Source organism: Psychrobacter sp. Choline-02u-9 (genome assembly GCF_002836505.1).
Taxonomy (GTDB): Bacteria; Pseudomonadota; Gammaproteobacteria; order Pseudomonadales; family Moraxellaceae; genus Psychrobacter.
Window position 1 is genome coordinate 15,317 of record NZ_PJBF01000048.1, and the last position, 18,722, is coordinate 34,038.

Sequence of the window (18,722 nt, forward strand, 5' to 3'; positions counted from 1 at the left end):
TATGTTACAGCCAAAACGTACCAAGTTTCGTAAAATGCACAAAGGTCGTAACACTGGGCTAGCTCATCGTGGAAGCACCGTTGCATTCGGACAAATTGGTCTAAAATCATTGACGCGTGGTCGTATGACAGCTCGTCAAATCGAAGCAGCACGTCGTACCATCACTCGTAAAATTAAGCGTGGCGGTAAGATTTGGATTCGTGTATTCCCTGACAAACCGATTACCAACAAACCATTAGAAGTACGTATGGGTAAAGGTAAAGGTCCAGTAGAATATTGGGTATGCGAAATCAAACCTGGTAAAGTGCTATATGAAATTGAAGGGGTATCTGAAGAGCTTGCTCGTGATGCATTAACGCTCGCTGCAGCAAAATTGCCCTTTAAAACTACCATTGTTAAGCGGACGATAATGTAATGAAGATCAGTGAATTACGTGATAAATCATTAGAAGAACTGACCCAGTTACTTGATGAAAAGCAACTTGATGCTTTCCGTATTCGTATGGCTAAAGCAACTGGTCAGTTGGGTAATACCCATGAAGTTAGAGCCAATCGTCGCACGATTGCTCAGCTTCAGACTTTGATTAACGAGAAACAACGAGGCGACTCATGAGCGATAACAATCAAACAGCTACCAATGCTAGCGTATTGACAGGACGAGTTGTCAGCGACAAGATGGACAAGTCCATCACAGTTTTGATTGAGCGTCTGGTTCGTCATCCTTTGTATGGCAAGCAGCTTCGTCGTTCTACGAAAATCAAAGCTCATGATGAGAATAACGTTTGCCAACAAGGCGACCTTGTCCGCATCAAAGAAACGCGTCCAATCTCAAAAACTAAGTCTTGGACTTTAGTTGATGTGGTTGAAAAAGTAGAAAAAATCTAAGTAAATTGCATTAAAAGCCAGAAGCTGTTAAAATAGCCGCCTTTTTAAGGATGCTGATTGCGCCGAGCGTATATCACTCACATTAAGAGTAAGTCGCGGTTATTTATATTAAAATGCCGTCCTACTCATTCTGTGCTAGCGGCAGCAACTGGTTTTTATTGCTCATACGTGTGGAGTAACGCTATGATTCAGGTTGAGTCAATGCTGGAAGTTGCAGACAATAGCGGTGCAAGGCGAGTTCAGTGCATTAAAGTACTGGGTGGTTCTCATCGTCGTTATGCATCAGTTGGCGACATTATTAAAGTAACGGTTAAAGAAGCCATTCCTCGTGGTCGTGTTAAAAAAGGCGACGTGATGAATGCAGTAGTTGTACGTACCAAAAAAGGCGTTCGTCGTCCAGATGGTTCTGTGTTACGTTTTGACGACAATGCTGCGGTATTGTTGAACCAAAACAAAGCGCCGATTGCAACTCGTATTTTTGGACCGGTAACTCGTGAACTACGTGGTGATCAGTTTATGAAAATTGTATCACTAGCACCAGAAGTATTGTGAGGTAATCCATGTCAAAATTACGTAAAGGCGATACAGTTATCGTGATTGCTGGGAAAGACAAAGGCAAGCAAGGTACTGTACAAGCTGTAAAAAACGATCGTATTAAAGTTGAAGGCATTAATATTGTTACCAAACATCAGAAGCCAAATCAGGCAACTGGCGTTGAAGGTGGCATTCTTAAGCAAGAAGCTTTTCTGCATATCTCAAATGTCGCAATCTTAAATGCGCAAACCCAAAAAGCAGACCGTATTACTTATCAGTTTGGCGAAGACGGCAAGAAACAACGCGTCTATCGTTCAAGCGGTGAAGTAGTGGCGACTGCGTAAGACACTAAGGGTGTAATGGTAATGGCAAGATTAAAATCTTTATATAACGATGAACTAAAGCAGCAAATCAAAGAAGAGCTTGGTTTGGCAAATGTGATGCAAGTGCCTAAAATCACTAAAATCACACTTAACATGGGTGTAGGCGGCGCGTCTCAAGACAAGAAATTGTTGGAAGGTGCTGTAGCTGATATGACCGCGATTGCTGGTCAAAAACCTGTTGTCACCAAAGCGCGTAAATCAGTTGCTGGCTTTAAGATTCGTGAAGAATGGCCAATTGGCTGTAAAGTAACGCTACGCGGTGAGCAAATGTACGAATTTTTAGATCGTCTTGTTGCCATTGCAATTCCTCGTATTCGTGATTTCCGCGGTTTTTCACCTAAAGCCTTTGACGGACGTGGTAACTACTCATTGGGTATCAAAGAACAAATCGTATTCCCAGAAGTAGATTTTGACAAGATTGATCGTATCCGTGGTATGGATGTGACAATCACCACGTCAGCTCAATCTGATGAAGAAGGTCGTGCGTTGCTTAAAGCATTCGGCTTCCCATTTAAATAAGGTAAAGACGTTATGGCAAAGAAGAGCATGATTAACCGCGAATTAAAGCGCGAAAAAATGGTTGCTAAATATGCTGAAAAGCGTATCAAGCTAAAAGAAACTATCAGTGATATGACTGCAAGTGACGAAACTCGTATGGAAGCGATGTTAGAGCTACAAGCTCTTCCACGCAATTCATCACCAGTACGTCTGCGTAATCGTTGTGCTATCACCGGTCGTCCTCACGGTTACTTCCGCAAGTTTGGCTTATCACGCAATATGCTGCGTGAGCGTGTCATGCAAGGCGATGTGCCTGGTGTTCGTAAAGCAAGCTGGTAAGGAGTAACTATATGAGTATGCAAGATACCGTTGGGGATATGCTAACCCGTATCCGTAACGCACAAATGGCTAACAAAGTATCGGTAGCAATGCCGAGCTCTAAATTACGTAAATCAATTGCTGATTTATTAGTTAGCGAAGGTTATGTGGCTAGCGCTGTTGTTGCTGAAGAAGAAAACAACAAAGCAACCCTTACTATTGAATTGAAATATTTCGAAGGCCGTGCTGTCATCGAAACTATCCAACGTTATAGCCGTCCTGGTTTACGCCAGTTCCGCGGTAAAGACGCTATCCCTACTGTTAAGCAAGGTATGGGTGTTGCTATCGTATCTACTAGCCAAGGTATCATGAGCGATCGTGCTGCACGCGCTGCTGGTATCGGTGGTGAAATCGTCGCATTTGTAGCGTAAGCTATACGACGATGAAGTCTATTTGATGGTTGTTAGGCTTCTATTGGTTGAGTAATATTAAATTATTTTGAATTGATAGATGTCTAACACAGTCAACTATGCTAAACTAACACGCTTTTTAGCCTGTTAGTTTTTTCGCTAATATAAAGAAGTTAAATTTTTTAAGGAATATTCCTATGTCTCGTGTGGCTAAAGCCCCAGTGACGCTGCCAAACGGCGTAAGCGTTACTTTGAACGATCGGCAGGTCGAAGTTAAAGGCAAGAACGGTTCTATGTCTTTACGCCTGCATGAATTGGTCGAGCTGAAACAGGAAGATGATGCTATCATTTTCTCACCTACAGTCGATTCAAAAGAAGCTATGATGCACACTGGCACCATGCGCGCTCTTGTTAACAACTATGTTACTGGCGTGAACGAAGGCTTTGAAAGACGTCTTCAGTTAATTGGTGTTGGTTATCGCGCGCAAGTTACTGGCAACAAAGTAACCTTGAACGTTGGTTATTCTCATCCAGTAGAGTATACGTTACCTGAAGGTGTATCAGCTGAAACGCCAACGCAAACTGAAATTGTTTTGAAATCAAACAATAAACAGCAGCTTGGACAAGCAGCCGCCAACATCCGTGGTTTCCGCCCACCTGAGCCTTACAAAGGTAAAGGTATTCGTTATAGTGACGAGCATGTGATTCGCAAAGAAGCTAAGAAAAAATAAGGTGAGTTGAAATGTTTGATAAAAAAGCAGCTCGTCTGCGTCGAGCTAAGAAAACACGCGCGCATATCCGTTTCTTAGGCGTTCATCGCTTAACGGTTAACCGCACGTCAAAACATATTTATGCCCAGATTATCTCTCCAAATGGTGGTGAAGTGATTGCTCAGGCATCTACCTTAGACAGCAGCTTGCGTTCAGGCGCGACTGGTAATGCTGATTCAGCAACGTCTGTAGGCCAAATGATCGCAGAACGCGCAAAAGCAGCTGGCATTACTAAAGTTGCCTTTGACCGTAGTGGTTTCAAATATCATGGTCGAGTTAAAGCTTTAGCAGAAGCTGCTCGCGAAAACGGATTGGAGTTTTAATCATGGCTAGAAATGATAAAAATGATAAAAATGAACAGACTGACGGTCTAGTAGAACGCTTAGTTACCGTTGATCGCGTAGCGAAAGTTGTTAAAGGTGGTCGTATTTTCTCTTTCACTGCATTGACTGTAGTGGGCGATGGCAATGGTCGTGTAGGTTTTGGTCGTGGTAAAGCACGTGAAGTGCCAGCTGCTATCCAAAAAGCACTAGAAGCTGCCAAACGTAATATGATTACTGTTGAGCTAAATGATGCAACTTTGCATCATCCAATCAAAGCACGTCATGGTGCTAGTAAAGTCTACATGCAACCTGCATCTGAAGGTACTGGCGTAATCGCTGGTGGCGCAATGCGTGCTGTATTAGAAGTTGCTGGTGTCAAAGATGTTTTGACTAAATGTTATGGTTCTACCAATACTGCTAACGTTGTTCGCGCAACGTTTAACGGTTTACGTGATATGTCAACTCCAGAGAAGATGGCAGCTAAACGTGGTAAATCTGTAGACGAAATCTTGGGTTAACTTAGACTAGGTGAGTTACGATGAAAAAAATGAAAGTCACTCAATTTAAATCGGGTGCCCATCGCCTAAAGAGCCACAAAGCGAGCTTGAAAGGATTGGGTTTACGCCGTATTAATCATACTGTAGTAGTAGAAGATACTCCTTCGACTCGTGGTATGGTCAATCGCGTTAACTACATGGTAAAAGTGGAGGAAGCGTAATGGGTCTTAGATTAAATGAATTATCACCAGGTATTGGCGCAAAGAAAACTGCCCAACGTCGTGGTCGTGGTATCGGTTCAGGTCTTGGTAAGACTGGTGGTCGTGGTGTAAAAGGTCAGAAATCTCGTTCAGGTTCTAGCATTCGCTCAGGATTTGAAGGTGGCCAAATGCCTTTATATCGCCGTCTACCAAAATTTGGTTTTACCAGTAAACTGGCTATGAAGACTGCTGAAGTACGTCTTTCTGAACTGAATAAAATTGAAGGCGATGTAGTTAGCCTTGAAACACTTAAAGCTGCTAACCTTATCCGTCACGATATGAAACGTGCTCGTGTAATGCTATCAGGCGAAGTCACTAAAGCTTATACTTTCAAAGGTATTAAAGTGACTAAAGGTGCTAAGCAAGCTATCGAAGCTGCTGGTGGTAGCATCGAGGAGTAGTAACGTGTCAAAACAATCAATGTCATCGGCTGGTATACCGCTTAATCCATTCGCATTTATACGTAAGTATGATGAGCTATGGACGCGTTTATTATTTTTAATCGGCGCATTGATTGTTTATCGTTTAGGGTCACATATTCCAGTTCCGGGTATTAACCCAGTTAACTTGGCTGATCTGTTTTCGCGCAACGAAAACACCATTCTGAGCATGTTTAATATGTTCTCAGGTGGTGCGCTAGAGCGTATGTCTATCATGGCGCTTGGCATTATGCCATATATCTCAGCATCGATTATCGTACAGATGATGTCTGCAGTATTGCCATCGCTTGAAGCCCTTAAAAAAGAAGGTGAAGCGGGACGACGCAAGCTAAACAAGTATACCCGTCAGGGAACGCTTGCTTTGGCCCTAGTACAGTCATTAGGAATGTGTGCCGGCTTAATCAGCCAAAACCTTACTTTATCTACTGGTCTTACCTTTTATATTCCAGCTGTTACTTCTTTAGTAGCAGGCGCAATGTTCTTAATGTGGCTTGGTGAGCAGATTACAGAACGCGGCGTAGGTAATGGTATTTCAATGCTCATTTTTGCGAGTATTGTGGCTGGTACGCCAGGTATGATTTCGCAGTCTATTGAACAGGTCAATCAAGGTCAGATGAACTTGATTGTGCTATTTATTTTTGTACTGCTAGGTATCGCGGTTACTGCGGGTATCGTTTATATTGAACGTGCTCAACGCCGTGTTCCTGTGAACTATGCTCAAAAGCAGCAACAAGGCCGCAAAATTTACGCTCAGCAGCAATCACATTTGCCGTTGAAGCTAAATATGGCAGGGGTTATCCCAGCTATTTTTGCCAGTTCTTTGTTATTGTTTCCTGCAAGTTTAGGGCAGTGGGTTGGTCAATCGACTGATCCCACCTTTGTACAGAAAATACTTCAAAATATGGCATTGGTACTGTCTCCAGGACAGCCGCTATATTTAGTACTGTTTGGCGCAATGATTATCTTCTTCTGTTATTTTTATACGGCATTGGTATTTAGTCCGCGTGAAGTAGCAGAGAACCTTAAACGTAGTGGTGCGTATATCCCAGGTATTCGCCCAGGACAACAAACTCAGCGTTACCTCGATCATGTATTAAACCGACTGACCTTTATTGGCGCGATGTATATGACGGTTATTTGTTTAATGCCAATGGTCGTCCAGTCATCGTTTGGTGTGCCGTTTCAACTCGGTGGTACGTCTTTACTGATTATGGTGGTTGTGGTAATGGACTTCATCTCGCAGATTCAAGCGCATTTGATGACCCATCAATATCATGATCAGACGTTAATTCAATCGCCCACTCAACCTTAAATGAGCGGTACGATATTTCAAGGAGCATGCTATGAAAGTTCAAGCATCAGTTAAAAAGATTTGTGGTAGCTGTAAAGTTGTGCGCCGTAAAGGCCGTGTACATATTATTTGTACAGCAGAACCTCGCCACAAGCAACGTCAAGGTTAATATTTAGTATTGGAAAACATCTAGTTTTCGCTGCTAATTAAATTAATACTTGAAAAATAACGGCGGATGCGATATCATCCGCCACTTGCCGTGTTTATACAAAATCTTTTATAATAGAATCGATGAGCAGACTTATAGTCAAAACATCGATAATGACTATAAAAGCTCTAGTATTAACAGCAACAAATCTGAAGAGTAAAGCCTTATCGCTAGATAACGCTTATTTTTCTTTAATGGAGAGAAATCAATGGCTCGTATTGCCGGCGTAAACATTCCGGATAATAAGCATGCTGTTATTTCACTAACTTACATCTTTGGTGTAGGTCGTACCACTGCTCAGAAAATCTTAGAAGCAGTTGGCATCGCCCATACTACTAAAGTCAGTCAGTTAGATGATACACAGTTAGATGCTATCCGTGCACAAGTTGCAAACTACATGACCGAAGGTGACCTTCGTCGTGAAGTTTCAATGAACATCAAGCGTTTAGTTGATCTTGGTTGTTACCGTGGCATCCGTCATCGTCGTAACCTACCAGTTAGAGGTCAGAACACCAAGAACAACGCTCGTACTCGTAAGGGTCCGACACGCCCTCTCAAAAGATAATTAACTTAGGAAGCTAAAAGATGGCAAAAGACACTCGCAGTCGCAAAAAGGTGGCTCGTCGTTCAGTATCGGAGGGCATTGCCCATATCCATGCGTCTTTTAATAACACCATTGTTACGATTACCGATCGTCAAGGTAATGCATTGGCTTGGGCCACTTCAGGTGGACAAGGCTTCCGTGGTTCACGTAAATCTACACCATTTGCAGCTCAGGTTGCAGCTGAAGTCGCTGGTAAAGCGGCCCAAGAATATGGTGTTAAGAATATCGATGTTTTGGTCAAAGGACCAGGACCGGGTCGTGAGTCTGCGGTAAGAGCACTAGGTGCATTGGGTTATAAAGTTAACAGCATCTCTGATGTAACCCCAATCCCACACAATGGTTGCCGTGCGCCGAAAAAGCGCCGCGTCTAATATTAAAGACGAAGCTTTTTATACTAAAAGCTTATAGGAGACATAACAATGGCCCGCTATATTGGACCAAAACTGAAATTATCACGTCGTGAAGGTACGGATTTAGGCCTTAAGTCTGGCGTTAAACCGTATGACGTAAAAACGAAGAAAGCTGGTCGTCCACCAGGTCAGCATGGCGTAAGCCGTAACAAGACCTCAGAATATGCTCTACAGTTGCGTGAAAAGCAAAAAGTTAAGCGTATTTATGGTGTACTAGAGCGTCAATTCGCGAATTACTATAAAGAAGCTGCTCGTAAGCGTGGCGCTACTGGTGAAAACTTGCTAGCAATGCTTGAGAGCCGTCTAGATAACGTTGTATATCGCATGGGCTTTGGCTCAACTCGCGCAGAAGCACGTCAGCTAGTCAGTCATCGTACTGTTATGGTAAAAAAAGCTGGCCGTGATGAGTTTGTTCGTGTGAACATTCCTTCAATTCAGCTTCAAGATGGTGATGTCATCGCTATCCAAGAGAAATCTCGCGAACAACTACGTATTAAAAACGCTGTCGAATTAGCGACACAACGTGGTATTCCAGAATGGCTTGATGTTGACCACAGCAAACTACAAGGCACGTTTAAACATGCGCCTGATCGTATTGATCTACCTGCTGAAATCAACGAAAGCTTGATCGTTGAGCTATACTCTAAGTAATGACGTAATGCTCAATGTTATGAAAATGGCATTGAGCAATTAACGTTAATTAAACCAGTTTAATAAATCGAGGTGACATCATGATGCTAAATGCAACTGAGTTTCTAACGCCGAATGCCATTAATGTGGATACGGTTAACGAAACGATTGCGAAAGTCACGCTCGAACCGTTAGAACGCGGCTTTGGGCATACCCTAGGTAATGCTCTGCGTCGCATCTTGTTATCTTCATTACCTGGTGCTGCAGTCATTGAAGCTGAGATTGATGGTGTTGATCATGAATACTCAACGCTTGAAGGCCTGCAAGAAGACGTACTTGATTTGCTTTTGAACCTAAAAGGCTTAGCAATTACGCTTCATGACCAAAATGAAGTATTTTTGACCTTGGATAAACAAGGTCCAGGCACTATTACTGCTGCAGACATCGCGTTGCCGCACAATGTTGACATCATCAATCCAGAATTGGTCTTGGGTACATTGAGCGATCGTGGTCATCTTAAGATGCGTTTGCGTGTAGTGATGGGTCGTGGATATGAGCCAGCAAACCAGCGCCGTGAAGATGGTGATACTAAAGCAATTGGACGCTTAAAGCTTGATGCAAGTTTTAGTCCTGTGCTTCGTGTTGCTTATCAGGTTGAGAACGCTCGTGTAGAGCAGCGTACTGATCTTGATCGTCTTATCATTGAGCTTGAAACTAATGGCACTATAGATCCAGAAGAAGCAATTCGTAAAGCAGCCACTATTTTACAACAACAGATTTCTATCTTTGTTGACCTAGAAGCTGAAGAAGCGCCTGAGCCTGTGAAAGAGAAAGAAGAGGTTGATCCGGTGCTATTACGCCCTGTGGACGATCTTGAACTAACGGTTCGCTCAGCCAACTGCTTGAAAGCTGAAAACATTTACTATATCGGTGATTTGGTACAGCGTTCAGAGACTGAACTTCTAAAAACCCCAAATCTTGGTAAGAAATCATTGACAGAAATCAAGGACGTATTAGCGTCTAAAGATTTAGAGCTCGGTATGCGCCTAGATAACTGGCCACCAGCTGATTTACGTGTTGATGATCGCTTTTCTTATCGTAGCCGTTAAACTTTAAGGATTTTTGACTATGCGCCATCGTAAGAGTGGAGTCAAGCTGGGTCGTACCGGCAGTCATCGTAAGGCAATGTTTCAGAACATGACTAACTCATTATTTGAGCATGAACTGATCAAAACAACTTTACCAAAAGCTAAAGAACTACGTCGCGTTGCCGAGCCATTGATCACTATGGCTAAAGAAGACAGCGTTGCTAACCGTCGTTTAGCATTCAGCCGTATGCGTAGCAAAGCTATGGTAGGCAAATTATTTGGCACGTTAGGTCCTCGTTACCAGACGCGTCCAGGTGGTTATTTGCGTATCGTAAAATGCGGTTACCGTGATGGTGACAATGCGCCAATGGCTTATGTAGAATTGGTTGATCGTGACTAGTTTTACACCTAAGACATATTCCATAAAAAAGCTCCAATGCAATTGGAGCTTTTTTTTGTCTTAAATTTGACTAGATATACTAGGGCGTGTCCCTAATCTGTAAAAGTAAGTATAAAGGCTTTAAAATAAAGAGACTATTTCAAACAGGGCTCTCTAAATTATGGCAAGAACAGTGCTCACCGATAATACATGGGAACAACTCCAAAGTACCATGAAGGCTCATGGCTGTCATACTTGGAAAAACGACAAACAAGTCATGGAAGCCATATTGTGGAAACTTCGTACAGGCGCGCCATGGCGTGATATACCGAGTGAGCTATGTCCATGGAAAACGGCCTACAACCGTTTTAATAGGTTGTCAAAAAAGGGGTTGTGGGAACAATTTTTTTTGACCTACGAGCAAGTATTGATGAAGAATGGGTATTCGCAGACGGAAGCTATATCCGCTGTCATCAGCATTCAAGCGGCGCAAGACGAGGAGAGCTTCGAGCTACTGGAAAGTCACGAGGTGGAACCACTACCAAGATTCATCTCGCCGTCGATTCGCATGGAAACCCGATTGATTTTAAAATCACTGGGGGTGACGTCCACGACAGCCAAGCGGTAGATGATATTATAGAGATGCTAACGGATGCGACCTACTTTATTGCTGATAAAGCTTATGATTCTGAAACCATTAGAACTAGGCTAAAGCAAGATAACATAAGCCCTGTCATCCCTAAAAGAAAAAATGCTAAACAACCAGATGTAGCGTTTGATCATTATTTATATAAACTACGACACTTAGTTGAAAACACGTTTGCAAGGCTAAAGCACTTCCGTAGTATTGCGACTAGATACGAGAAATTGGCTCGTAATTATAAGTCTATGCTGTATCTAGCTTGTACTATGATTCATTGCAAACTGAATTAGGGACACGCCCTAGTAGTTGTTTAAAGCAATAACTAGCTGTTTAGAGTAACAACGAATCGACATTGGCCGCACCTTGTCTGATAACTTCAGGAACGCTACTAGTCATATCCACGATAGTAGTAAGCTTGGTTGTCTTTATACCTGCATTGATGAGACCGTCGATTTGATTGCCTAGCAAATCTTCAATCTCAAACGGGTCATCCAAAATATCGTCTCGATTGGGCAAAATCAGTGAGCTGGTTAAGATAGGTTCATCCATCGCTTCTAATAATGCTTGAGCAATGGGGTTACTAGGTACACGAATACCAATGGTTTTTTTCTTTGCATGCGCCAGTTTTTTTGGTACGTCTTTGGTGGCAGTAAGAATAAAAGTAATTGGGGCAGGTGTGTGGGCTTTCAGCTGTTTAAATTGCACATTATCAACTGTTGCATAATTGGCAATTTCGCTCAAGTCGCGGCATAGCAAGGTAAATTGATGCTTATCATCGAGTTCACGGATTTGCTTAAGCTTAGCTAGGGCATCCTTTGCACCCAAACGGCAACCAAAAGCATAACTGGTATCAGTTGGGTAAATAATTAACTGATCTCTGCGCAATAGGTCAGCGGCTTGCTCAATGAGACGTGGTTGCGGATTATCGGGATGAATATAGAAGACTTCCATAATGGTTCCTTATTTTATAATTATTGGTTTTTAATTGAGACAAATTTTTCATTAGTTAGATGTGGTTCAATCACTGGATATATTAGAAAAACTATTCTAGAACTAAAGCAGATCGATATCTTCGACATACTACTTCAGTCACTAGTATAGCTCAAAGCAGATATAAGTTTAGTGGCAAGGCGTTACCAACCGTAGAAAATCGTTAATAAGTAGGGAAGCTAAGTAATTTAAACTAAGCGCTGATCTGAGATGAAGAAGTGCAAGCGCTAAGTAACGCAGTCAGCAAAGTCTTAGCGTCACGCGGCAGAGTATGAGGTTTGGCTATGTAGCTTTGAACTTGCTGATAGACATCAATAGCAAAGGTGCTACTACTAGTGTCGAAGTCGGCAAACAAGTTATCTTGTGAGACTTGGAAATTTCGTCCACACGCCAAGGTAAATAAACACTCTAATGCTTGAGGTTTGATTTCTACACGCTCAAATGCCTGCTGCTGAGCCGCTGATCGTCCATCTGGAGCATACCAGTAGCCAAAGTCAGATAGTTGTCTACGAGCGTCACCAGCTACGCACCAATGGCTAATTTCATGTAAAGCACTGGCAAAAAATCCATGAGCGAATTCAATTCGAGCGGGTTCATTATTTTGAGCTGGAAAATATTCGGGTTCATCATTGCTACGAACCAATATAACTTGCTGATCAGCGAATAAAGTATTAAATAACTGTATGAGCCAGTCGGTAGCTAATCGTTCGCTATCAATTATTAATTCTGCTGACAAAGGATTGTCAGATTGAGTACTAGACAATTTTTGCCACTGACTTCTCCATTCTTTTAAATACTCATTTTTATCATGAGAGAGCATATTGCTAGATGACTTTTCAGTATGACTCTTTAATTGAATAAGCTGTTGTAGCAACGAACTTGCTTCAGTAGAAGAAAGTAAATCAGAAAAATTCATTTTATTATCGGATAGATTCATAGAGAAGACATTGACTTAATAAATACTAAAGACAAAAAACTTTAGGTAAAAAGGTAAGTAGTAAAAGAGCTTAAACAAATTTACTATCAAAAAATCTTAACATACTAGCGCTAGCAGAATATGGCACTTTCCGTTAGTATGGCAGGCAATATTATACACCGTTTTTATGAATGAGGCCGCGCATGTCAAGCACTCCAGAAACTAAACCGTCAGCACCTCACGCTGACAATAAAAAAGCGCCTGTATCTACTGGCATGCCTGAGCACATCTCTTTAGATAAGTGGGCAGACACTGGTTATGAATGGTCAGGAGAGGTCAAACCAAGCTCGTTTGATCGTCTGGCTACTACTCTGAGCACTGAACATGAGCAGTCAGATATACAGCTCAACGCTAACTTGTATCGTCGCAACAACGTCTTGCATTTAGCATTTACTTTGACAGGTGATGTTTGGTTAACTTGTCAGCGCTGTTTACAACCAATCGCTATAGACTTGTCTGATGATTATGACATCGCGCTACTCGAAAACGATAGTCAGGTTCGCCTAGTTAAAGATGAACAAGATTATTTATTACTGGATGAAATCGTCACTGAGCAATCTCCAGAGCGTCTGTTACCATTTAAAAAGTTGGTAGAAGACGAGATCTTGCTCAAAACGCCTATGGCACCAAAGCATGACGATTGTGAGATGTCTGTTGAGCAGTTTGGCGAGATACCAGAAGAAGAGGAAGGTGAAAATCCTTTTGCTGCTTTAGCCTCGCTAAAGGGCAAGCTATAAGCACCAAAATTATCTACTCAATGCATTTAAAAAACCTTTTATCAGCTTTGTACAGAAGAGTGCGAGGCAGGGCTTTATTAATTTAATAAACATGCGTATAATGTCCGGTTTATTGCATTCGAGCAACCTGTTGCTTGCTGATAGAAACTGACTGGGTAAATTTTTTATAGAATTCAGCCTTGGTCAGTGCTTTATGTGAGTGGCAATCTATTTAACTAATGATGCTTAAGACTTAGGTTGTTGTGATTATATAGCCTCTGTCAGTATCGACTTAAGCTGAATTTCAAGCTTATCCCTTTTAAGTATAGGAGCTATATCATGGCTGTTCAAAAAAGTCGTAAAAGCCGTTCTCGTCGTGACATGCGCCGTTCACATCACCGTATGGAAATTGCTGAACTAAGCGTAGATGCTACTACTGGTGAAAAACATCGTCGTCATCACATGACTAAAGATGGTTTCTACCGTGGTCGTCAACTGTTCAAAGTCAGCCAAGACGCCTAAGACATTGGCTCTGTGATAGCTTAGGCGAAAACAATAATAGTACTGGTGACTATTATTGTTTTTGCCTAGTTATTACTAGTCAATAAGCTTTGAGCTAAAAAAAGCCAAGTTATTTCGCTATCATATATTATGTGGCTGGATAACTTGGCTTTTTGTTATTTATAACTAGACTTATTGCTTAATTCGCTTGTTATTTTTAGTAGATTTAAAAATGTGCTGATATAATCTGCTCGTTTAATTTGGGCAGCGTTACTCTTGCTGTTTGGTTTGCATCCGCTATGATAATAGTGTCTGTCAGTGTATAGTTTACTGACAATCCGTTTTCTTGCATAAATACTTGAAGTAGCGGCTTTGTATAACATCTAATAATATAATACACCCCATTGTTTTTAGGGATATTTCTAATCAGATAAGGAATATTGGTTATGGCTTCTGTACCCGATATGGTAAAAAAGCAACCCGCTCGTATCGCGGTCATTTTTCCTGGACAAGGATCTCAATCAGTCGCGATGACGAGCGAGCTTGCCGAAATCTATCCAGAGATACGTGATACATTTACCGAAGCGAGTGATGCGCTTGGTGAGGATTTGTGGGCAATCTGTCAGGACGAGGAAAAACTCAATCAAACCCAATATACTCAGCCTGCGCTTTTGACAGCTAGTATTGCTATTTGGCGTGTCCTACAACAAAAAATAGAAGAGACGCCTTGTTATTTAGCTGGTCACTCTCTAGGCGAGTACAGTGCCCTGTGTGCTGCCAATGTGATATCGCTGGGTGATGCCGTCACTTTAGTACATAAGCGCGGTCAGTTGATGCAAGAGGCCGTTGTAGGTGTCGATACTGCTATGGCTGCAGTATTAGGACTAGAAGATAACAGAGTCGAAAACCTGTGTGAGCAAGCAACCGAACACGTAGAAGATGCAGTAGTCGGTGCAGCCAATTTCAATAGTCCAGGACAAGTGGTTATCTCGGGTAACGCCGCTGGTGTTAATGCTGTTATTGATAAAGTCAAAAATACTGGTAAAAAATCTGTCCCTCTAAAAGTGAGTGTACCGTCTCACTGTGCCCTTATGGAACCTGCCAGCAATGCGTTGGCTGAAATACTAGCGGGTATCAAGTTTGATCAGGCAACCATTCCTGTTATACAAAATCGCTATGCGCGTGTCGAAACCAGTGCGGTCGGTATTAAGCAAGCATTGACTGAGCAGCTGAGCGAGCCAGTACTATGGTCAAAAACCATGCAAGAGCTAGCTGACAAGCAAATTAATATCTTAATCGAATGTGGCAGTGGTAATGTACTGAGCAATTTGGCGAAGCGTCAGGCGCAGCCAATTGCCAGCTATCCTACTGACAAGCCTGCCCGTCTAGAAAAATTATTGGAGGTGTTATCATGAGCCGTACGATTACATTAGTGACTGGCGCTAGCCGAGGTATTGGCAAGGCAGTGGCCAAGCGTTTTGCCAAAGAAGGACACTTTGTCATTGGAACTGCGACCACTGAAAAGGGCGCAGAGCTTATTGATGATTACCTTCATGATACTGGCGGTATTGGTCGCGTTTTAGACGTACGTGATACCGCTCAAATTGACAAATTATTTGAAGAGATCGAAAGCGTTTATGGCGCGGTACAAGTATTGGTTAACAATGCAGGTATCACTCAAGATGGTCTACTGATGCGCATGAAAGATGAAGATTGGGAAAATGTCATCGATACCAATTTGACCTCAGTATATCGCATGAGCAAACGTGCTGTACGCGGTATGATGAAAGCACGCCGTGGCCGTATTATCAACATTACCTCTGTCGTGGCTCAAATGGGCAATGCAGGCCAATCTAACTATGCGGCGACCAAAGCTGGCGTAGAAGGGTTTAGCCGTACGCTTGCACGTGAGATTGGTTCACGCCAAGTGACCATCAACTGCGTGGCACCAGGCTTGATCGAAACGGATATGACAGATGAGCTTGATGAGCGTCTATTGAACTCTATGTTAGATGCTGTACCTATCAGCCGTCTTGGTCAGCCAGAAGACATCGCTGCAGCGGTACATTTCTTGGCTAGCGACGAGGCCAGCTATATTACAGGTGCTGTGATTCCTGTCAATGGCGGCATGTATATGTAGTCAATATACGAGCGTTACATAGTTATAATAAAAAACTGTGTGAACGAGTGTAAACTATAATAAAGGGTGCTATAATGACGGATACTTTTGAGTCAAAGCCCTGTATGATAACAGGGCTTTATTAGACATCAGACAAACTGTATAACATGTCATAGAGTACTCAGACAGCATTGCTAGTCTGGCAAACGCATTTTATATACCATGCTATAGCGTTAAATAAGGCGCTATAGCAGTTTATTAAAAATAATAGATGATAACGGAGTGAGCTACATGAGTAATGATATCGAGCTAAGAGTAAAAGCAGCAGTAGCTGAGCAACTAGGTATGAATGTTGAAGACATCAACAACGATGCTTCATTCATGGAAGACCTAGGTGCAGATTCTTTAGACCTAGTTGAATTGGTTATGTCATTTGAAAGTGATTTTGGTATCACTATTCCTGATGAAGATTCTGCAGAATTGACTACTGTTCAAAAAGCAATCGATTACGTACAAGCCCAACTATAATTTGCTACTTATTTAGCAGATTTATAATGCCGCTTATCTGATTAGATAGGCGGTTTTTTTATGGGTGCGTGATTGTTATTTTTCAAATGCAGCAATCGAATTTAACATTGACTACGTCAATTCAACATTATTCAACATACTATTACTATCTACATCGACTCCTTTTATCTATACTCATAACAGTAAGTCGTAGAAAAAGACGCCAGTTAGATTTTCAGTATATTGTCTGACTATGTGTTTTATTAAAAGAATGATAAATAATAATATTTCAAGGAGTAGATATATGGGTATGTTTAGCTTTGCAAAAGATATCGGTGATAAGATTTTTAACCGTGATGACGAAAAGCATGATGCTAAGACAGAAACGAAAGCAGATGCCAATACACCAGTACAAAGCAGTGAGCCGAGTGCACAATCAGTGGCCAATATTTTATTGCGCCGTATTCAGCAGCAAAACCTCAATATCAGTAACCTGAAAATTAAATATAATGGTTCTACAGATACTGCAGAAATTAGTGGTAATGCTAAAACTCAAGCTGATCGTGAAAAAGCCATTATCGCTATCGGTAACGTGCAAAACGTTGCAAAAGTTATTGATAACATTGATATTGAAGAAGATGCACCTGAATCTACAATGTATACGGTAAAGTCTGGTGACAGTTTATCTAAAATCGCTAAAGAAGTGTATGGTTCATCTGGCGATTACATGAAGATATTCGAAGCGAACAAGCCAATGTTATCTGATCCAGATAAAATCTATCCAGGTCAAGTACTACGCATTCCTAAGCCGTAATGCTAGAAGAAGCGTATAGAAAAATAATATTTTAAATATGACATTCTAATCAAAAAAGCCTCTTATTATTAAGAGGCTTTTTTTATGTTGTACACTTCAAATAAACACTTTATCTCAGGAATATTTGATAGTCATAAAATAATTGGTTAATTGGTTAATTGGTTAATTGGTTAATTGGTTAATTGGTTGAGTCTAGCTTATTGTGCTGCTCAATTAGGGCCCATTCGATATGCTCATCTAGCATATCATTATGTAAGGTCAATTTAGATTTTAACTGTTCGACCACTTCTAAGCTGGCATTAGCATTGCCAAGTCCGATAGCAATATTACGTAAAAAATTCACATAGCCGGTGCGTCTTAGCGGGCTACCTTGAGTGTTCTTCATAAAGTCGGCTTCTTGCCACTGCCATAGTTCAAGCAAGCTACTATTATCCAATCCATGCCTTGGTGCGAAGTCATCAACGGTAGTTAGATTGGCATAACGATTCCATGGACAGATTAACTGGCAATCATCACAGCCAAAGACCCGATTGCCAATTGCGCGTCGATATTTGGTATCGATGACACCATCATGTTCGATAGTCAAATAAGAGATACAAGCAGAAGCGTTGAGCTCATGGGGCGTTACAATTGCTTGAGTAGGGCATATGTCAATACAAGCGCTACAACTACCGCAATGCTCCTTGACTGGTTTATCGTCGGGTAGCTCAAGGCTCAAAAATAGCTCACCAAGCACAAAAAATGAGCCTGCTTGCTTATTGATAAGTAGTGTATGTTTACCTGTCCAACCAAGACCTGCTGCATCTGCAATCGGCCGCTCAAAGATAGGCGCCGAATCGCTAAAAGGTCTAAACACAAATTCTTTCTCTGAACCGATATCTAAATGTTGCCATTCAGGAAGCATTGTTTCTATCTTTAAAGCCAATTGCTTTAAACGACTACGCATTGTCTTATGGTAGTCGCGCCCTCTTGCATAACGCGCGATGATGCCTTTATTGGGATGATCGTTATCAGTGACAGCACGCGGTGTGGGTGCTTGAGTTAGATAGTCCATACGTACGCTGATGATGGTCTTTGCGCCCTCAACTAACTGATCAGGATGAGCGCGCAGATCATGATTATTATGCATAAACTGCAGCTGGCCCTCATAGCCTTTATCTAGCCACTGCTGTAGTTGTTCAATCTGCTGAGTAAACAAAGGATGATGCACAGATAAAAAACCACAATCAGCAAATCCTAGTGCCTGTGCTTGTGCTTTGATCCATTGCTTAACATCAGCTGTGGTTGCAAATACAGTTGGGTTCGTAATGGCAATTCTGTTTTTATCAGTAGGCATAGAGAGTAGGTGCTTATTAGATGTTTTCTCGTTTGTTTTAATCAGATTATTCATATCTGACAATAAGAGATAATGTAAATACCGCTATGATAAGCCAGTGAGCAATGAGTGCAAGTATAAAAGAAAATAAACTCACATTCATATTGATACATAAGTCGAGGTAAGCTTTTGCTAAGCTGATATGAGAAATGAG

The 18,722-nt window shown here is 41.7% G+C and carries 30 protein-coding genes; 27 read left to right on the top strand and 3 right to left on the bottom strand.

The genetic code is table 11. From position 1 onward, the window contains the following. The first annotated feature begins 1 nt into the window (after position 1). The 21 genes from rplP to CXF69_RS06610 all read left to right on the top strand — a co-directional run bounded on the left by rplP (position 2) and on the right by CXF69_RS06610 (position 10,860). Complete coding sequence (gene rplP, locus CXF69_RS06510) at positions 2-415, top strand: 50S ribosomal protein L16 (RefSeq protein WP_025644399.1); 414 nt, start codon at positions 2-4, stop codon at positions 413-415. Then, a complete protein-coding gene (rpmC, locus tag CXF69_RS06515; protein ID WP_025644397.1) occupies positions 415-612 on the top strand; it encodes a 50S ribosomal protein L29 in 198 nt (65 codons plus the stop codon). Before rplP ends, rpmC begins: the two co-directional genes overlap by 1 nt. Next, positions 609-884 carry a 30S ribosomal protein S17 gene (rpsQ, locus tag CXF69_RS06520; RefSeq protein WP_021813375.1) on the top strand — a complete coding sequence of 92 codons (276 nt, stop codon included), beginning with the start codon at positions 609-611 and terminating at the stop codon, positions 882-884. The genes rpmC and rpsQ overlap by 4 nt, the downstream gene beginning before the upstream one ends. Before the next feature lie 183 nt (positions 885-1,067). After that, complete coding sequence (rplN, locus tag CXF69_RS06525) at positions 1,068-1,436, top strand: 50S ribosomal protein L14 (protein WP_010196702.1); 369 nt, start codon at positions 1,068-1,070, stop codon at positions 1,434-1,436. Positions 1,437-1,444: 8 nt separating this feature from the next. Beyond that, on the top strand, positions 1,445-1,762 hold the full coding sequence (rplX, locus tag CXF69_RS06530; protein WP_101204866.1) for a 50S ribosomal protein L24: 318 nt from the start codon (positions 1,445-1,447) through the stop codon (positions 1,760-1,762). Between the two features lie 21 nt (positions 1,763-1,783). Next, positions 1,784-2,320 (top strand): 50S ribosomal protein L5, encoded by a 537-nt coding sequence (gene rplE / locus CXF69_RS06535; protein WP_101204865.1) that lies wholly within the window; start codon positions 1,784-1,786, stop codon positions 2,318-2,320. 12 nt (positions 2,321-2,332) lie between these two features. Beyond that, positions 2,333-2,638, top strand: a complete 306-nt coding sequence (gene rpsN, locus CXF69_RS06540; RefSeq protein ID WP_010196705.1) for a 30S ribosomal protein S14 — start codon at positions 2,333-2,335, stop codon at positions 2,636-2,638. 11 nt (positions 2,639-2,649) lie between these two features. Next, the gene (rpsH, locus tag CXF69_RS06545) at positions 2,650-3,048 is read left to right on the top strand and encodes a 30S ribosomal protein S8 (RefSeq protein WP_101204864.1); all 399 of its coding nucleotides are present in this window, start codon (positions 2,650-2,652) and stop codon (positions 3,046-3,048) included. 176 nt (positions 3,049-3,224) lie between these two features. Then, a complete protein-coding gene (rplF, locus tag CXF69_RS06550; protein WP_057758710.1) occupies positions 3,225-3,758 on the top strand; it encodes a 50S ribosomal protein L6 in 534 nt (177 codons plus the stop codon). An 11-nt stretch (positions 3,759-3,769) separates the two neighbouring features. Continuing rightward, on the top strand, positions 3,770-4,120 hold the full coding sequence (rplR, locus tag CXF69_RS06555) for a 50S ribosomal protein L18 (RefSeq protein ID WP_057758713.1): 351 nt from the start codon (positions 3,770-3,772) through the stop codon (positions 4,118-4,120). A 2-nt stretch (positions 4,121-4,122) separates the two neighbouring features. Next, the gene (gene rpsE, locus CXF69_RS06560; RefSeq protein ID WP_057758716.1) at positions 4,123-4,638 is read left to right on the top strand and encodes a 30S ribosomal protein S5; all 516 of its coding nucleotides are present in this window, start codon (positions 4,123-4,125) and stop codon (positions 4,636-4,638) included. 20 nt (positions 4,639-4,658) lie between these two features. Continuing rightward, positions 4,659-4,838, top strand: coding sequence for a 50S ribosomal protein L30 (rpmD, locus tag CXF69_RS06565; protein WP_057758718.1), 180 nt, complete (start codon positions 4,659-4,661; stop codon positions 4,836-4,838). Then, complete coding sequence (gene rplO / locus CXF69_RS06570; protein ID WP_102077937.1) at positions 4,838-5,278, top strand: 50S ribosomal protein L15; 441 nt, start codon at positions 4,838-4,840, stop codon at positions 5,276-5,278. The genes rpmD and rplO overlap by 1 nt, the downstream gene beginning before the upstream one ends. A 19-nt stretch (positions 5,279-5,297) precedes the next feature. Continuing rightward, entirely contained in the window at positions 5,298-6,629 is a 1,332-nt protein-coding gene (secY, locus tag CXF69_RS06575; protein ID WP_166739245.1) for a preprotein translocase subunit SecY, read from the top strand. Positions 6,630-6,660: 31 nt separating this feature from the next. Next, positions 6,661-6,777 carry a 50S ribosomal protein L36 gene (gene rpmJ / locus CXF69_RS06580; RefSeq protein WP_010196721.1) on the top strand — a complete coding sequence of 39 codons (117 nt, stop codon included), beginning with the start codon at positions 6,661-6,663 and terminating at the stop codon, positions 6,775-6,777. A 247-nt stretch (positions 6,778-7,024) separates the two neighbouring features. Next, positions 7,025-7,381 (top strand): 30S ribosomal protein S13, encoded by a 357-nt coding sequence (rpsM, locus tag CXF69_RS06585; protein WP_102077936.1) that lies wholly within the window; start codon positions 7,025-7,027, stop codon positions 7,379-7,381. Positions 7,382-7,401: 20 nt separating this feature from the next. Continuing rightward, positions 7,402-7,791 (top strand): 30S ribosomal protein S11, encoded by a 390-nt coding sequence (rpsK, locus tag CXF69_RS06590; protein WP_010196728.1) that lies wholly within the window; start codon positions 7,402-7,404, stop codon positions 7,789-7,791. Positions 7,792-7,839: 48 nt separating this feature from the next. Beyond that, complete coding sequence (gene rpsD / locus CXF69_RS06595) at positions 7,840-8,481, top strand: 30S ribosomal protein S4 (RefSeq protein ID WP_102077935.1); 642 nt, start codon at positions 7,840-7,842, stop codon at positions 8,479-8,481. An 80-nt stretch (positions 8,482-8,561) separates the two neighbouring features. Beyond that, positions 8,562-9,569 carry a DNA-directed RNA polymerase subunit alpha gene (locus tag CXF69_RS06600; protein WP_021813386.1) on the top strand — a complete coding sequence of 336 codons (1,008 nt, stop codon included), beginning with the start codon at positions 8,562-8,564 and terminating at the stop codon, positions 9,567-9,569. Between the two features lie 19 nt (positions 9,570-9,588). Continuing rightward, positions 9,589-9,948, top strand: coding sequence for a 50S ribosomal protein L17 (gene rplQ, locus CXF69_RS06605; RefSeq protein WP_021813387.1), 360 nt, complete (start codon positions 9,589-9,591; stop codon positions 9,946-9,948). Positions 9,949-10,108: 160 nt separating this feature from the next. After that, positions 10,109-10,860 (top strand): IS5 family transposase gene (locus tag CXF69_RS06610; protein ID WP_145990073.1). Its coding sequence is split into 2 segments (ribosomal slippage): positions 10,109-10,337 and positions 10,337-10,860, totalling 753 coding nucleotides; the frame shifts between segments, so codons are not numbered across the junction. A 40-nt stretch (positions 10,861-10,900) separates the two neighbouring features. Here CXF69_RS06610 and CXF69_RS06615 read toward each other — a convergent pair. Together CXF69_RS06615 and CXF69_RS06620 are read right to left on the bottom strand one after the other, a co-directional pair. Then, positions 10,901-11,521, bottom strand: a complete 621-nt coding sequence (locus tag CXF69_RS06615) for an L-threonylcarbamoyladenylate synthase (protein WP_102077934.1) — start codon at positions 11,519-11,521, stop codon at positions 10,901-10,903. Positions 11,522-11,753: 232 nt separating this feature from the next. Continuing rightward, on the bottom strand, positions 11,754-12,497 hold the full coding sequence (locus CXF69_RS06620) for an elongation factor P hydroxylase (protein WP_102077933.1): 744 nt from the start codon (positions 12,495-12,497) through the stop codon (positions 11,754-11,756). A 182-nt stretch (positions 12,498-12,679) separates the two neighbouring features. Here CXF69_RS06620 and CXF69_RS06625 point away from each other — a divergent pair, with 182 nt between their 5' ends. From CXF69_RS06625 to lysM, 6 genes are all read left to right on the top strand, one after another. After that, positions 12,680-13,273 (top strand): YceD family protein, encoded by a 594-nt coding sequence (locus tag CXF69_RS06625; RefSeq protein WP_102077932.1) that lies wholly within the window; start codon positions 12,680-12,682, stop codon positions 13,271-13,273. 318 nt (positions 13,274-13,591) lie between these two features. Then, positions 13,592-13,774 (top strand): 50S ribosomal protein L32, encoded by a 183-nt coding sequence (gene rpmF / locus CXF69_RS06630; RefSeq protein WP_057758809.1) that lies wholly within the window; start codon positions 13,592-13,594, stop codon positions 13,772-13,774. A 425-nt stretch (positions 13,775-14,199) separates the two neighbouring features. Continuing rightward, positions 14,200-15,168 carry an ACP S-malonyltransferase gene (fabD, locus tag CXF69_RS06635; protein WP_101204861.1) on the top strand — a complete coding sequence of 323 codons (969 nt, stop codon included), beginning with the start codon at positions 14,200-14,202 and terminating at the stop codon, positions 15,166-15,168. Next, complete coding sequence (fabG, locus tag CXF69_RS06640) at positions 15,165-15,893, top strand: 3-oxoacyl-ACP reductase FabG (protein ID WP_057758813.1); 729 nt, start codon at positions 15,165-15,167, stop codon at positions 15,891-15,893. The genes fabD and fabG overlap by 4 nt, the downstream gene beginning before the upstream one ends. Positions 15,894-16,163: 270 nt before the next feature. Further along, positions 16,164-16,400, top strand: a complete 237-nt coding sequence (gene acpP, locus CXF69_RS06645; protein ID WP_057758815.1) for an acyl carrier protein — start codon at positions 16,164-16,166, stop codon at positions 16,398-16,400. A 283-nt stretch (positions 16,401-16,683) separates the two neighbouring features. Continuing rightward, positions 16,684-17,193 carry a peptidoglycan-binding protein LysM gene (gene lysM, locus CXF69_RS06650; RefSeq protein ID WP_057758817.1) on the top strand — a complete coding sequence of 170 codons (510 nt, stop codon included), beginning with the start codon at positions 16,684-16,686 and terminating at the stop codon, positions 17,191-17,193. 178 nt (positions 17,194-17,371) lie between these two features. Here lysM and queG read toward each other — a convergent pair whose 3' ends face one another. Then, positions 17,372-18,529 (bottom strand): tRNA epoxyqueuosine(34) reductase QueG, encoded by a 1,158-nt coding sequence (gene queG / locus CXF69_RS06655; protein ID WP_227522897.1) that lies wholly within the window; start codon positions 18,527-18,529, stop codon positions 17,372-17,374. Positions 18,530-18,722 lie beyond the last annotated feature (193 nt).